Origin of the sequence: Flavobacterium resistens (assembly GCF_900182645.1) — a bacterium.
Classification (GTDB): domain Bacteria; phylum Bacteroidota; class Bacteroidia; order Flavobacteriales; family Flavobacteriaceae; genus Flavobacterium; species Flavobacterium resistens.
In genome coordinates this window covers 1-16475 of record NZ_FXTA01000004.1, presented here as the reverse complement: position 1 = coordinate 16475, position 16475 = coordinate 1, and the positions used below count along the sequence as shown (strand labels likewise).

General features: G+C 34.8%; 10 protein-coding genes. All 10 read right to left on the bottom strand.

Going from position 1 to position 16475, the window contains the following annotated elements:
• Positions 1–193 precede the first annotated feature (193 nt).
• The gene (locus FN795_RS14810) at positions 194–1159 is read right to left on the bottom strand and encodes a DUF4837 family protein (protein ID WP_142451320.1); all 966 of its coding nucleotides are present in this window, start codon (positions 1157–1159) and stop codon (positions 194–196) included.
• A gap of 44 nt (positions 1160–1203) precedes the next feature.
• On the bottom strand, positions 1204–3030 hold the full coding sequence (locus FN795_RS14805) for a LysM peptidoglycan-binding domain-containing protein (RefSeq protein WP_142451319.1): 1827 nt from the start codon (positions 3028–3030) through the stop codon (positions 1204–1206).
• Positions 3031–3140: 110 nt separating this feature from the next.
• Positions 3141–4328, bottom strand: coding sequence for a phosphoglycerate kinase (locus FN795_RS14800; protein WP_142451318.1), 1188 nt, complete (start codon positions 4326–4328; stop codon positions 3141–3143).
• A gap of 258 nt (positions 4329–4586) precedes the next feature.
• Positions 4587–5090: a hypothetical protein gene (locus FN795_RS14795; protein WP_142451317.1), complete on the bottom strand. Its 504-nt coding sequence runs from the start codon at positions 5088–5090 to the stop codon at positions 4587–4589.
• A 9-nt stretch (positions 5091–5099) separates the two neighbouring features.
• Positions 5100–5795, bottom strand: a complete 696-nt coding sequence (locus tag FN795_RS14790; protein ID WP_142451316.1) for a pirin family protein — start codon at positions 5793–5795, stop codon at positions 5100–5102.
• Positions 5796–5813: 18 nt separating this feature from the next.
• Complete coding sequence (locus tag FN795_RS14785; protein WP_142451315.1) at positions 5814–6557, bottom strand: dioxygenase family protein; 744 nt, start codon at positions 6555–6557, stop codon at positions 5814–5816.
• A 168-nt stretch (positions 6558–6725) separates the two neighbouring features.
• Positions 6726–7415, bottom strand: coding sequence for a LytR/AlgR family response regulator transcription factor (locus FN795_RS14780; protein WP_142451314.1), 690 nt, complete (start codon positions 7413–7415; stop codon positions 6726–6728).
• The gene (locus FN795_RS14775; RefSeq protein ID WP_142451313.1) at positions 7412–8503 is read right to left on the bottom strand and encodes a sensor histidine kinase; all 1092 of its coding nucleotides are present in this window, start codon (positions 8501–8503) and stop codon (positions 7412–7414) included. The genes FN795_RS14780 and FN795_RS14775 overlap by 4 nt, the downstream gene beginning before the upstream one ends.
• 158 nt (positions 8504–8661) lie before the next feature.
• Positions 8662–9636: a PorP/SprF family type IX secretion system membrane protein gene (locus tag FN795_RS14770; RefSeq protein ID WP_035653473.1), complete on the bottom strand. Its 975-nt coding sequence runs from the start codon at positions 9634–9636 to the stop codon at positions 8662–8664.
• Between the two features lie 43 nt (positions 9637–9679).
• Positions 9680–16475: T9SS type B sorting domain-containing protein (locus FN795_RS14765; protein ID WP_142451312.1), on the bottom strand; the 6796-nt coding region annotated here is incomplete at its 5' end.

The window sequence follows — 16475 nt, the reverse complement described above, 5'->3', positions numbered from 1 at the left end:
TATTTGTTTTTATGTTTGTTACAAACAAATTTAATGAAAAAACATTTAGTTTCAAGTTTCAGGTTCTACACATAATTTGAAACTTACGTATTTGTCACCCTGAGCGAAGTCGAAGAGCGCAACGCAAATGGCTTCGACTTCGCTCAGCCTGACAGTGCAAGCAGAACTTGAAACCCGAAACTTGAAACAAAACTTATTTTTTATCAATCTTAACGGATTTTATAATCGCTTCTAAGTCCAGCATTAAATCACGCTCCTGATTGGAAGGTGAATAACAAAAACCTTCAATTACTAAAATTCGATTATATTTTTCATCAATAATCGCGTAGTTTATGAAAGGTCCGGCCATAAAATCATTTCTCATTTCCCAACTGCCTTTCGTTTCGTATGCTTTTTTTCCGTCCAAAAGTGTTGATGTAAAATAAGGCGCATAAGCTTCACCGGTAATCATTCGGGTATTTGGTTCTCTACCCTTTATGTATGCACCGACAGAATCTCGCATTTTTATAATATCACCAACTATATTTGATTTTTTAAAGGATCGAAGCGGAACCTGATAAACAAGCAAACTTGTATTACCGCTTATAATATTATTCTTGAGCCAAATGAAATTCTTCTTATGAAGCATATATTCATAACCAACAGGAATTTCAAGCGTAGCATGGAATTTATTTTTGATAATCGCCTGATTTAGTAATGATTTGCTATTATCTTGTTGAATTTTTTCAATTTCAGCATCACGAATAATTTTTATCATTTGAGCTGAATTCAGTTCAATGCTGCAAATAATATCATCTACTGATTTTCCGTAAATGCGAAAAGTATTGTGTGGGAGTTTTTTGCTTCGAATGATTTCGAACTTGTCGGTTGTCGCTTTTTTAACAACAATTATGCTTCTGCTATCTGTAACAAAGCCTTCGAGTAAGCGTGCAGGATATTGATTGATTGTGAAAAGAGGTTCTTCCTGAGTCAGGCCCCAAACAGGTGAAGCAAATTTATTTCTGATGGTGTCGCCAACCTCTCCATACCACAACTGATCATCTATGATAACCGAAATTGTGTTCGTTTTACCTGATACAGGTTGGGATTGTTTATCGTTTTTAAGACATGAAATCAGTAAAAACGGCACTAATAGAAATAAAAAAAGGGTTTTATTCATTTTTTTAATTTATGAAATAAAACCCAAATTTAGATGTTTTTTTATTATCCGTTTATTTTAAGTTTCATTCCGGGTTTAATATCTCCATCTTTTATACCATTCCATTTTTTAATATCTGAAATCGTAACTCCAGGATATTTTTTTGAAATACTGTATAAAGAATCTCCTTTTTTAACGTAATAATCTTCACTGATTTTTTTCGATGCTGCACCTTTCTTGAACGATTCAATAGAAACATTCGACGCGATAGCAGTATTTACATTTGCAGTTTCTTCAATTGCAGGAACTTCTTTAGAAATCACTAAAGTTTTTCCTAAACCAATATTATTTGAAGTAAGACCATTAAGTTCTTTTAACTCCGCAATAGTCGTACCGAATTTTTTTGCAATGCTTCCTAAATTATCTCCAGCCGCTACAACATATTCCTGTGGTGTAGCTACTTTTTCCTTATCATCAGCAGTTGCAATTGCTTCTTCAGACTTTTTCTCTATCGCAGGAATTGCTTTTACATCTTTTGAAATTTTAGATGTATCAACATCCGATTTGATTTTCAACGTTCTTCCTAAAGCAACGTTATTTGATTTTAAGTTATTCCATTTCTTTAAATCGGCAAGATTTACGTCATATTTTTCAGCGATTGCTCCTAAATTATCTCCTTTTTGAACTTCATAAAATTGGAAATCCGAATTTGTTTTCTGAGGTTGCAATTTAACTTTCGGCGCCACTTTCAAGGCCAGTTTTGCAGGTATTGTGCGTACCGTTGACATATAATCAACATAGGCATAAATTTGCTTTTCGTTAGAAACAAAAGTCGCAATTTTATCTTTCGGAAGACGAAGGCAATGTTGCTCACCTTGATAAAAAGGCACAACGTTTAATTTATAAGAAGGATTTAAAAGCTGAATTTGAGATTGAGGCATATCAAGCAAATCGGCGATTTGTTTGAAAGTCATTTCTTTTTTGATGTTCAGCGTATCTGTTTCGAAGTTTTTAACTACAGCTCTTTCCGGATTAATTCCGTGTTCTTTATGATATTCAAAAAGATACATTGTTGCATAAAATGCCGGAACATAACCTTGCGTTTCTTTTGGAAGATTACTGCGAATATCCCAGTATTTTGTTTGTCCGCCAGAACGACGAATGGCTTTAGTTACATTTCCAGGTCCTGAATTATAAGATGCTAAAACAAGTTCCCAGTCATTAAAAACCTCAAACATTTTGGTAAAATAATCGCTTGCTGCAGCTGTAGATTTCATTGGGTCGCTACGCTCATCAACATAAGAATCGATTTTTAAAGCGTATTGTTTTCCTGTTCCGTACATGAACTGCCAAAGTCCTGTGGCGCCCATTTTAGAAACTGCTTTAGGATTTAAAGCAGATTCTACAACGGCTAAATATTTAATTTCTAAAGGAACATTGTTCTTTGCGAACGATTCCTCAAAAATTGGAAAGTAATATTCTGATAAAGCCATTAATCGAGAAAACGATTTTTTACGATTCTTAAGAAATGACTTTATTAAGTTTTCTAAACCTTGATTGTATTCTATATTAAACGGAGATTTTTCGTTCATTGCCTGCAAACGCTGTTTTAGCAGTTCCGTTGGCAATTCCTGATCAACCGTTACGTCTGAATTAATGGTTTGAATATCTTTTGATAGATCATCATATATATCAAGACTTGTTAATTCTTTCATCCAAAGACTGTCTGCTTTTGCAGCCACGTCATTTTTTTTGAATGTGCTTTTAACCGAATCGAGATACGATAATTTTACTTCTGGCTTTACTTCTACTTCTGATGATGCAGATTGCTGTGCAAACATTGACATTGAACATAGAACTCCGACTATTAAAGATATTTTCCGTACAATCATATAACATTTTTTTAAAATCTTATAAATCAATAAATTATAAGAGACGTATTTTTGCAAAACTAAAAAGTTTAGTGTTTAAAAATACGCAAAAAAATGTTAATTGTGATATTTTATTCTAAAATTGCTGCAATTCCAGGTAAAACTTTGCCCTCAAGCATCTCTAACATAGCTCCACCACCTGTTGAAACGTAACTCATTTTATCTTCAAAACCGAATTGTTTTACAGCAGCAACAGAATCTCCACCTCCTACTAATGAAAACGCTCCGTTTTCTGTAGCTTCAGCGATATAGTCACCTAAAGCGATTGTTCCTTTTGAGAAAGTTTCCATTTCAAAAACTCCTAAAGGACCATTCCACAAAATAGTTTTAGACTCTAAAATTACTTTTTTGAAGTTCTCTAAAGATTTTGGACCTGCATCAAGACCTTGCCATCCGTCAGGAATTGCTGTTACATCAACAACCTGAGTGTTTGCAGTGTTTGAGAAATCATCTGCAGCAACAACATCAACTGGAATATGAACCTGAACACCTTTTTCTTTAGCTAATCTTAAAATTTCAAGAGCTAAATCTTGTTTGTCATCTTCGCAGATTGACTCACCGATTTTTCCACCTTGAGCTTTAACGAAAGTAAAAGTCATACCTCCACCAATGATCATGTGATCCACTTTATCTAAAATATTTTCGATAACTGTAATTTTTGAAGATACTTTAGAACCTCCAAGAACAGCTGTTACAGGTTTTTCGCTGTTTTTCAATACTTTATTTAAACTGTCAATTTCTTTAGCCAATAATGTTCCGAAACATTTTTCAGTTGGGAAAAACTGAGCAATAATTGTAGTCGAAGCGTGTGCTCTGTGTGCAGTTCCGAAAGCGTCGTTTACATAAATATCTCCAAGTGAAGCCAATTCTTTTGCGAAAGCAACATCTCCAGCTTCTTCTTCAGCGTGGAAACGTAAATTTTCTAATAAAAGAACTTCTCCTGGTTTTAAATCTTTTGCAGCAGTTTGAGCTGGTTCTCCAACACAGTTTTCAGCAAATTTTACTTGAACTCCTAAAATTTCAGAAGCTGTTTTTAAAATATGTTTTAATGAATATTTTTCTTCAGCACCTTTTGGTCTTCCTAAATGCGACATTAAAATCACACTTCCGCCTTGCGCTAAAATAGCGTCAATTGTAGGTTTCGCAGCTTCAATACGTGTTGCATCAGTTACATTGAAATTTTCATCTAAAGGAACATTAAAATCAACACGGATAATTGCTTTTTTATTTTTAAAATCGAAATCGTTTAAAGTTTTCATTTGACTAGTTTTTTAATTTTTTTGAAAGAACAACAAATATAGAACTTTTGGAGTACTAATAAATTCGGATATACTAAAAAATCGATAATTAAAAGAACGAAAACGTTATAATTTCACAAATAAATTGGTTTATTAAATATTAAACACAATTTTAAATGCAAATTTTACATCTTCTTTTATATAAAAAAACCTTTCCTGTCTACAGACTGACAGAAAAGGCAAAAAATGAAACGAATAATTTCTGTTTTTTTATGCTTACTATTTATTTTGGAGCAAACAGATCGATAAATTCTTTTGAACACGAAACATGATGGTTTCGAATTCGTTAGCTTTTTCTATATTTTTAGAAACCAGATAATTTCCTTCGACAATTCCGAAATAAGTTAATAAAGGCGAATAAAAAGTAATTCCGATTTTATGTTTTGATGAATCTGCAATATCTGTATTGATAATATCCAACTGATAATTGATAAATGGAAAATATGTATTTCCGAGAACATCTGTAACACGATGAAAATTGCCTTTCAATTGTTCAACATAGCCACTTGCTGCAATTCCGGCTAAAAAATGCAATTTCTCTGCCTTTTCATTTTCGGCCAATAATTCACGAAAAGTGTTTTTTGGATTTGTTTCAGAATTAAACTGCTGACTCTGCATTTGATATTCTTTGAAAGTGTCTTCAAAAACATACTTGTCCCAAAGAAAAGTTGAAGAAGAATCAATAACAATTCGATAAGCGAGTTTAATTTTCTTGATTTCCATTTTCTAAATTTACTTATCTAAAGGAACTTCCATGACTAATAAAACAGCATTTTCAGATAATGCTTCCCATTCAATAGTTCCAACTTTTTTAATTCCTAGACCGTCTTTTGCTTCTAAAAGTCGATTTTCAATTTCGAAAGCGCCGTGAATAACGAAAACAAAAACACCATTTTCAGCATTTCTTAAAGCAAAAAAACCTTCTTTTCTTCCATCATAAACACCAATAAAACCAATTGCTCTTTCAATTTCGAATAAATTATTCAATTTATTATGAGCATTCAAATCTATCTTATATTGCTGAAAATAATTTTTAAAATATTGTCTTCCCATCTGAAAATCAATTTCGAGGTAACTAACATTCTCTTCTTTATAAGGATTAAATATTTCTATTTCCAAATCATCGTCTGCGGCTAAAACTCTAATTTGATCGACACGTAGAAACTCCTCATTACCGATATTATCCTTATATTCAATTCCGCCGAATAGTGGCAGAATAATAACATTCGTATTTGAACTAACAAATCGGGTGATACGTTGTTGGGGAGCTAATATCACTTCGTTAAGGATTTTTAAAGATCCGAATCCGTTTCTGGATAAATCCTGATAATTTTCGAAGTTAAAAGTTGAAAAACGGTTGTGTTTCGGAGAATTGAAAGCACCTCGAAAATCTGACTTATAAATTTGAGCTGGTATTTGAACTATCATTATAACTTAATTTTAAAACTAGGACGCTACATTAATTGTATGCGTTAAAACAAAACCATCGCTTACGCTTCCGGTTACAGTTGACATTTCGTTTGCCACTGAATCAAAGAAAACGTTATCAGAGGCATTATTAGTATAACCACTCAAACCTTTTGTGTAACCATTTTGTGTTGATACGTTGACTAGCGCGACTGCACTGTTTGATCCTTCGGGAAAAGCAATTTGTGTAACCAATAACGATGTTCCGCTTGAATTGTAAATATGAACATGAATATGAGTTGCGCGGCCAGAATACCAACCTGGAAAAATTGAAGTAAAAGTGACCAAGCCATTTTCGTCTGTAGTTTGCCTTCCTCTTAAAAAATGCACCGAAGTGTAATTTACCGATTGCATTGAGGTTCCGCCATATTCAGAATAATATCCGTCTTTGTCGCAATGCCAAATGTCTACAATAGCATCTTTTAAAGCGGCACAATTTGCTTTAGTGTTCTTGATTGTAATTTTAATAGTAAAACCAACACCGGTTCTATCCATTACAATATTTGATTTTACTAAAGATGATGGCGTAATTGTCGGAAAAGGTCCGGCTGTTTCTGAAGGACTAACAGAACAATCGCCAGAAGATGATCCTGAACCAGAAGAAGAACCTGAATCAGATGAAGAATCAGAGACATCATCTTTACTGCATGAGTTTATAATAGGAATTGCCAAAGATGAAATTCCGATTAAACCCAAACCTCTTAAAAACTCTTTTCTTTTCATTGCTTTTTGTTTTAAATGTTATACCAATAGAATGATTAACAGTTATTTTCGAGTAAAATTATTCGAAATTAAAGCGTTGGAAAATGTTTGAGGTAAACCACAAAATTTATGAGGTAAACAGATAAAATATATTTTTTTGTAGTAAAAATAAGTCAATTACAGCTTTCTTTATTTCTTGTCTAAAAGCGCAAAAAAAGCTTCTTCATAACTGGCACTAACTGGGATTTCTGCCCTTTCTATGAATATTACTTTGTTTCTGATTTTCTCAATTTTAGAAATTGGGACAATAAACGAACGATGCACTCGGATGAATTCGGTTTCAGGCAATTTTTGGAGTATTGCCTTTAATGTCATTCTTGCCACAACTGTTTTTTGATTCTGAATATGGATTTTCAGATAATCATCTAAACCTTCGATATATAAAATATCTGAAAACAGGATTTTTATCAAACTATAATCGGCACGAATAAAAAGATGTTGCTGTTCAATATTTTGATTTTGTAGTTTCCATTGCGAAAGAGCTTTTTCCGTTGCTTGCTTGAAACGAGAAAGTGAAATTGGTTTTAAAAGATAATCTGTTGCACTCAGCGTAAAACCTTCAACAGCAAATTCAGAGTAGGCAGTTGTAAAAATGACCATCGTTTTATGAGGCAGTTTTTTATAAAAATCCAAACCAGAAATTGACGGCATATTAATATCCAAAAACAATAAATCAACAGGATATTTCTTTAGATATTTAAACGCTTCATCTGATCTTGTAAAAACTTTATCCAGTTCAATATAATCAATAGTTTCGCATAAACTCTGAAGAATATCTAATGCCAAAGGCTCGTCATCTAATGCAATTGCTTTTATCATCCTACTTTTATAGATAGATTTACAACGTATTTTTCTGGAGTATCTTGTATTTTAAGCTGATGTTTATTTGGGTAAACCAACTTTAATCTTTCAATTGTATTCTGAAGTCCAATTCCAGATTCAGACTGTATTGAAAAAGTCTTTTTATTAGAAACCGATAAAGTCAGCTGTTCCTCTTTTATATCAATACTGATAGAAATTTCAGAAGTTTGATCCGGATTTACACCATATTTAAATGCATTCTCAATGAAAGATATTAAAATTAAGGGTGTGATTTGTTTTCCAATAGTATTTCCTGTGACTTTATAATCAACAATTACGGTATTGCCCAAACGTGTTTTTTGGAGTGAAATAAAATTATTGATGTAGTTGATTTCTTTGGTCAAATCAATAACTTCATCGTTAGAATTGGTCATGATATAACGCATTAACTCTGAAAGCTGCACGACTGCATCTGGAGTTTTATCGTCTTTTTTTAACGCCAATGCATAAATACTGTTCAAAGTATTAAATAAGAAATGCGGATTGATTTGTGCTTTTAGAAATGCCAGCTCCGATTTTACTTTCTCTTTTTCAACACTCTGCAATCTTCCTGTGATAGCAAAAAGAAGACTTGAAATTACTCCAATTAAATAGACCAAAGAAGTATGTCCATACTGTGTTGGCGGACCACCTACGAAATCAAAAGGCATTTCTTTAACCATTGAAGGGGGTGGAGGAAATTTTTCTGGAAACAAACCAGGATTGTGTTCAAAATGCTCCGGAGGGTTTCTGAAATCTAAAAAATTTCGGGCAGGATGATCTAAAGTGGTTGATATCCAAAGAAAAAAAAGAAGAAATCCGATGATGATGGAATAGTATATGAACTTCTTTTCGGAAAAATAGAATTTCGGAATTAAATAATAATAGTTAAAATAGAAAAAGCAAAGTAGTGTAAAATAGATAAAAAAGTAAATACGATCATGCGCATTGGTATATAAATGCGGCAATGAAAAAATCGTATTTGTCGATGTGAAGGCATACGGCAAAAATAAAAAAGCGAGGCACAAAACAATGTGTTTCGCGTAAAGTGAAAATTTAGCTTTCATAAATCAAATTTGATTTATCATTTTGACGATGCAAATTGATACTATTCAAATTTAATGTTATTGTAAGTTTATTTCAAATTATTGCGGTAAAAACACATAATGTTGCGACTCGCTTTGTAATAATGGCTTATTTAGCCTAAGAAATGGTTTTGTTCTTATTAATCGTGAACTGGACTCTGCGTACAAGGACAATTACTGATAGCCTGCAAGAAATCAAAACCTATGGTTACTACGTGAGTACCTGTATTATAATTCCCTAAATCGTTGAACATAACCTGATAAGAATATCCGAAGTAAAATCTAGACTTCATGAAACCGGCCATTGGTCCTACCGATAATGGTTTTGGGAACTGGTCGTTTAACATACGGTATGAAACTCCGATCCAATAATAATCTTCATAACGATTGTAACGTCTGTACTTGAAGTTGAAATCGGTTGTAGAACGTTTATCACTTGCAAAATATTGATAGAAGATAGATGGTTCATATTCAATTCGTCTGTTTTCTCCGTCGTTAAAAACATATCCAGTATAAACCTGATAGTTTGAAAGCAAATTAGGCTCTACTCCACGATATTTATCAACGTTTTTCTTCAATACGTTATTCGCATTAAAACTCAAATAGAAGTTTTTATTACGATACAAAGCACTAATGTCAAAGTTATTATTTCCAGTATAACGATTATCTGTTACCGAAGGATCCAGGATTGGATGTTCAATCGTATTATTAAATTCATCAATATCAATTCTGAAACTGTTAAAGTTATACGAAATACCAAAAGACAAATATTGTTTAGAATAATAATCCAAAATCAAGTGATGTGCAAAGGAAACCTTGGCACCAGTTTGTCTTGTGTATCCATTTTTATCATTGTAAATCGAGATTCCAACACCAGAACGGTCCAGGATTCTAAAATCAGCATATAAAGACTGGTTTTCAGGTGCATCTTTAATTCCGACCCACTGCGTCAAACCATTCGCTCTAATTCGAAGATTATCTCCAATACCAGCATAAGCAGGTGAAAGTACAAATGGGTTATCAGCTAAATACTGGGTAAACACTGGTAGGTTTAACTCTTGGCTGTAACTTGTTGTTACAGCCATGAGTACTAGGGATAAAATAAACTTTTTCATTGTAATAATTTTTTTAGATAACATCATAGGGGCAATTATTTTGTTATCTGTATAAAGTGAAATGTCCAACAAACTCTCTTGCATCTTTCTCGTCATTTAGTTTAAGAACATACCAGTAATCACCTGAAGGCAATTCTTCACCATTGTATCTTCCGTCCCATTTTTGACCATAGTGATATTTAGCAATTACACGACCGTATCTATCGAAGATTGAGAATTCAAGGTTGTTGTAAATATTAGTACAACCAGGTCCCCAAGTATCATAAACTCCGTCTCCGTTAGGAGTAAAATAATTGTCTAAGCAAACATCAACATAAATCGCTGGCACCGTAATAGTCGCCGTACAACCATTTTGATCTCTTACTACCACTACATAATCACCAGATTTGTAGATTTTGAAATTAGTAGAAGAGCTAAACGGTTCTCCATTGAAGCTATATTCGTAAGCTGGAGCTCCACCTGTAGCAGTTACTGAAATTACGTTCATTTCAGGTTTACCTGCTGCTAAAGCGATTGCTAATGGTTGAACAGCTTTAATTTCGAAACTTACAGTAGGAACTTCGCATCCGTTAGTATGTCTAGCAGTAACGTAGTGATTACCTGGAGCAACATTAGTGAAAATATTGCTTGGTTGGTAAGCACCAGTTCCATCAAGTTTATAATCTACATCCGCTGGATTTGTGATACTTGCATCAACAGTGATTGTTACTCTGTTAGCAGCATGATTATCCACACAGTCATAGTTTATTTCAGCTTTTGGATCTAGAACAACCGGCAATGGCATATTAATTTCAACATAGTTCATACATCCAGCCGCATCTGTAAAGTAAACTGTATGTTTACCACCAGTCAAGTTAGTAAAGTCAAATATTGTCTGACCTGCTGCACCTGCCGTAAATGGACCTTTTTCATTATCCAGACTTACTTTATATGGAGCAGTACCACCTAAAATTTCAACACTAAATGCACCGTCTTTGTCACCAACACATACTTCAGGAATCATAGAGTTTGGAACTTCTTTTCCTCTCAATAATTCTGGTTGCGTGATTGTGAAATCGTGTAAAATGAAACATCCATTTGCATCCTGAACAATTACTTGGTAATTACCTGGTGCTAATTTCTCAAATACATGAACATCATCAAATTGATTCAAGTCTGGAGAAAGTGCATATTTGATAACTCCTGTTCCGCCTGAAGCAAGAACCTCCAATTTACCATTGTTTTCACCGAAACAAGAAACATTTGTTACATTAAATTGCGCACTTACAGGTGTTGCTGGCTCCGTAATAACGATAGCTTTTGATGTAAATGTACAATCTTGACTATCAACTTTTACACTGTATGTTCCAATTGCAAGATTTTCAAATCTTCCTTCCGTCTGAGCTGGACGTATTGCAGTTCCAGCACTGTTTAACAATGTGTACATGTAGTTTCCAAGACCTCCAATTGCTTTAGCAACAATTACTCCTGTTGTTTCTCCCTGACATTTCACTACTGCATTTGTAACATCTAAGTCAAGAGTTAAAGGAACTAATGGATCGATCTTAATTTCATTAGAAATATATCCAACACATCCATTTGCATCTTTTACATAGTATTGGTATTTACCTACAGGAACATCAAATGATACTGATGATGCAAATGATCCAATAACCGTTGCAAAATTAGCAGAAGTACTATACGTGTAAGGTGCGCTTCCTCCTTCTGCACTTAATGTAATTTGAGACAATGTCTGACATGTCTGAGCTCTTGACAGTCTTAAATCTGGTTTCACCTCTGTAGGTTGACTTATAACAATAGTTGCAGAAGTAGCCTCACAAGAGTATCCATCAGTAACTGTTACTGTATAAGTTCCAGCGCTTAGGTTAGAGAATACTCTACCTGATTGTGGTCCTGAAACAATAACTGGATTTGCAGATACGATGTTCAATGTGTACATGTAGTTGCTTCCTTGTCCGCCTGTTGGCTGATTAACTGTGATTACACCATCTTTATTTCCGAAGCATGATAACATAGAAGCATTTGCGCTCGCTGTAACCACAATTGGAGCAGGAACCACTAACTGAACGTTAGTTGTTGAAATACATCCTTTTTCATCTTTAACATTTATCGTATAATTTCCAGCTGTTAAATCAGTAAATTCAAATTTATCAGAGTATGCAATATGAACTGTAGGACCTACTAATTCGTATTGATAATTTGGACCCCATCCTCCAGTTGCTGAAGCAGAAATCGCTCCATCATTGTTACCAGTAATACAAGTAATTTCAGACTTAGTTGTAGTTACTACTAACTGGCTTTGAGGCTGAACAATTGTAAATACATTTGTAACTGTACATTCTGGGCTATTAACCAATTTAGCTGTTACTGTATATTGACCTGCTCTTAAACCTGAAATTCTAACTGGCCCAGCTGTTGCAGAAGTTCCAGAACTTGGAACCGGACCTGCAATAGTGTATGTAAATGCGCCTGCTTCGTTTCCAGGATTCAATACATTATCAACAAACATCAAGTCTACGCTTCCATCTGCAGCTCCATAACATAACTCAACATTTACTGGCGTTACTTTGATTTCAAAAGTATTTGCATCATTTACATAATGGTAAGCTTTTATTGTACAACCCGTTGTTGGGTTAAATACAGTAATTTGATAGCTTCCAATTGCTAATCCAGAGAATAATCCTGTTGGATTTGTTTGGTTGAAAACAGTACCATCAATACCTGCAAGTGTATAAACTAATCCCGTTGGAGTTCCTCCGGTTGTAGATACAGAAACCTGTATTGTTTCATTGCTTACACAAGTAATTGGAGCAGTAACATTTACATTTACATCATTCATAGTAATGAAAGGTGCAATTACAATTGGAGCAGTAGAAGATCCTACGCAACCATTACTATCAAATACTTTAACTGAATAATTTCCACCTGCAAGATCTGTTTCGTTGTAAACATTAGAACTGCTGGTTTGAACTACAGTTCCGTTTTTACTGAACTCATAAAGAACGTAAGGACCTGTACCACCTGTCACAGAATTAACTGTAATGCTAGCAAAGTTTGTTGTGTTTGTACCTGTTGTACATACAAAAGATGTAACAGCTGGTGCATTAACCACAACTGGTGTTGGCTGAATGATTCTTGTATCTGCCTGAGCATTACATCCTCTTCCAGAAGTTACTCTTACTGTATAATCACCTGGTAAAAGATTGTCAAAAACATTACTTTCTTGAGGTATTCTGCTTACAGCTACATTACCAATAGTTGTTCCAGTTAATGTGTACATATAAACTGGGTTATCATTAACGCCTGGTCCATTTGGAGCCAAGTGAACAATAATACGTCCATTAGAATCACCATTACACTTAACATCGTATTTCTCTAAACTTAAACCTGTAATAAGTGTTGCCGCTTTCATTTCAACAGTAACAACATCTTTACAGCCAGTCGTCAAATCTTCAACTGTAATTGTATGAGAACCCGCAGCCATATTGTTGAATGTTGCTGTTGTTCCAGCTATTACTGGAATATAAGCTCCAGAAGTATATTTATAGTTTCCAGAACCTCCTGTAGCTGTCGCTACAATTCTTCCGTCAGGGAAATCACAACTTGGTAATTTCTGAACATCTAATTGTAAATCAAGAGCTCCGCTGATTACAACAGCACCTGTTACAGTTGTTGTACATCCGTTAGCATCTTTAACAATAATATCATAAGAACCTGAAGAATTCACACTAAATGTAGGGCTTGCCTGGAAGCCTCCACCTATGCTGTATTCAAATGGTCCAACTCCTGAAGTCACATTAACTGTGAAATCGTAAGTTCCAGTTGCACTAGGGCATTGACTTGCAACATTTGCTGTAATACCACTTGGAAGCGGAGCAGTAGAAATATTTTGTGTTTGTACTAAAGTTGCACATCCGTTAAAATCTTTCACATAAACATCCCAAGCTAAAACAGTTCCGTTATTAGTATCAACAACAATTTTGTTATCAGTACTGTAAACTGTTGGAGCAGCAGCTAAATGTGCAACAGCAGCATAACTATAAGCTGGAGTACCTCCAGTTGCAGTTACCGTAATAGTTGCATTTTTATTATTACAAGTAATGTTTGTAGCGGCCATTGTAAAGTTCAATGCAGCAGCTGGCTGGTTAACGATGAAATTAGAAACATTATCTGTACAGCCTGACGTATTATCAGTAACTGTGAAAGTGTAACTAGCTGCAGTTAATCCAGTGTAAGTCACTACATCACCTGTTTGAGTGAATGTTCCGTTATTTGGAGACAATGCAAATGTATAATTAGCCGGAGCAATATAGTTGCTGATTGTAAAGGCAATAGATCCTGTTGTACCAGCATTACATAATACATCGCTCAATAATTGAGCATCAACACTAATTTCGCTTGCTTTTTTAACTTCAATTGAATTTAAAGTACTACATCCATTAAAATCAGTCACTTTTATTACATAAGTTCCTGGTAATAAACCAGCGAAGCTTCCTGTTGCATTTGAAGTTGCTGAACCCGTTGGTTGAGTAATTGCATAGTTAAATGGCGCAACACCTCCAACAACATTACTAACTGTTACAGTCGCAACACCTCCAACTGTATTACAGTAAATTGGCGTAGCTGAAAGATCGAATTTTGTTGGTGGATTGTATCCAGGAACTGTTGCTGATCCTGTTACTCTACATCCATTAGCATCAACTACAACATAATTAATTGTAGATGCTGTGTTTACAATATGAGTAGGAGAAGCTCCAAAACTCACACCATTGTCAAAACTATAGCTATAAGGTCCTGTACCATCATGAGCTGTTAATGTAACTGATGCATCTTTTGCAGTGTTAGAAGGATCACATCCAAATGGAGAAACAACATTTGTAGCTGTTAAAACAATTGGATCAATAATGTCAACGTTAACTGCAGCTGACGGACATCCTTTAGCATCCATAACAGCGATTGCATAAGTTCCTCTGCCTAATCCAGCAAAAATGTTAGAGTTAACAAAAGTTCCTCCGTTAATGCTGTATTTATAAGGTGCAACACCATCTGAAGCTGTCACTGTAATACTTCCATTTAAATCACCTTGACATAATGCATCTACTACCGAAGTAGTAAATCTTGGAATAGTAAGCGGCGTTACTACTACCGGAACAGAAACTGCCTCACAAGTCACAGCATCTTTTACTCTGAAAGTATAAGTTCCTGCTGTACTAGTTACGAATGGCAATGCTGTAACTGGCTTATAAACACCACTGTTATTAAGATCATATTCGAAAGCATATGTTCCTGCACCTGTACCTTGCGTTGCTGTCAATGTAATTGTAGCATCGTTTGTAGTACAGTTTAAATCTTGAGTAAGAGTTGCCTGTATTAACAATTCTTGTCTCAATACATAAGTCGCTTTTGCCACACAGCCATTACCATCCTTGATAAAGAATTCGTAAGTACCTGGTGCATTTAACGTAAAGTTAGGACTAGCATAATAACCATTACCTATACTATACATTGGTGGTGTTGCAATTGCTGGATCAGTTGTTCCTGTAATTGTAATTGGAACTGGTCCACCAGTGTAGCAATACACATTAGCATTAGGATTAATAGTTGGTGCCTGATGCTTCGTAATTGTAACAAGTACTTTATCCGAGCAAATCAAGTTTGCATCCTGAACATACACATCCCAATCATTTGGTCCTAAGTCATCATAAGCTAACACTGCACTATTGCTAGTTGAAAAGTCTGCTGCAGTTGGCGTAGCTCCAGCTTTAACAAATGCATATTTGTATACCGGAGTTCCTCCTGTTGCCTGAACAGTAACGATAGAACCTAAGTAACAATTTGCTGCAGTTTTAGAAACTAAAGCAACATCTAAAACAGCTGGCTGAGCAACATCGATTATCGTTGTAGCTATACAACCTGTAATGGCATCTGTCACTGTAAGTGTATAAGTATCAGCTGGTAAATTAGTTACTGTGATAACATCACCTACCTGAGTTGCTGTACCTAAAGCTGGACTTAATGAATATGTAAATCCACCTGCTTTGTTTTCAACTGTAAATTTAACTGAACCGTCAGCACCACCATTACAAGACACATTTTTAATTAATGAACTTGCAACAGTAATATTTGTTACTGGCGCTAGAGTGTACGACTCATTATAAGTACAACCATTTGCATCTGTAATCTGGAATACATAAGTGTCCGGATCTAAGTTGGCAAATGTTGTTGATCCTTGTTTAGCTTTCACAATTGGAGATAAAATCTCGTATTGGAATGGTCCAACTCCACCTGTATGACCTGTAATGTCAACTGTTCCTTTCACTAAACATGTTACTGGAACTGTTGTTGCAAAAGTCAAGTCAGTTGGAGGGTTCAATGCCGGTACGTTAACACCATTTGTAATAGTGAATGTACAACCATTTGCATCCTTAACGATTACATCAAATGTAATTCCTGCAAACGTCTCATATGTATTCGTTCCTGAGAAGCTTGTGCCATTGTCATAGCTGTACTGATAAGGAGTTGTTCCTCCTGATGGGGTTACAGTAACAACCGCTTTTGATGGTGCATTACCTGCTGTACATACTAAAGCTGTCGTAATCGTTGAACTAGCCGTCAATGCTGTCGGCTGAATAATAGTTACAGGAACCGGTATTGCAATAATACATCCTTTGGCATCTTTAACTTCAACAGTATAATTAGTTGCTGCTGATAAGTTAGAGAAGATGTTTCCATCCTGATAAGCTGTAAGAACTGTTCCTCCTTGTGATAATTGATATTTGTATGGAGCAATTCCGTTTGAAGCAGTAACTGTTATGCTACCGTTGCTTCCACCATTACAG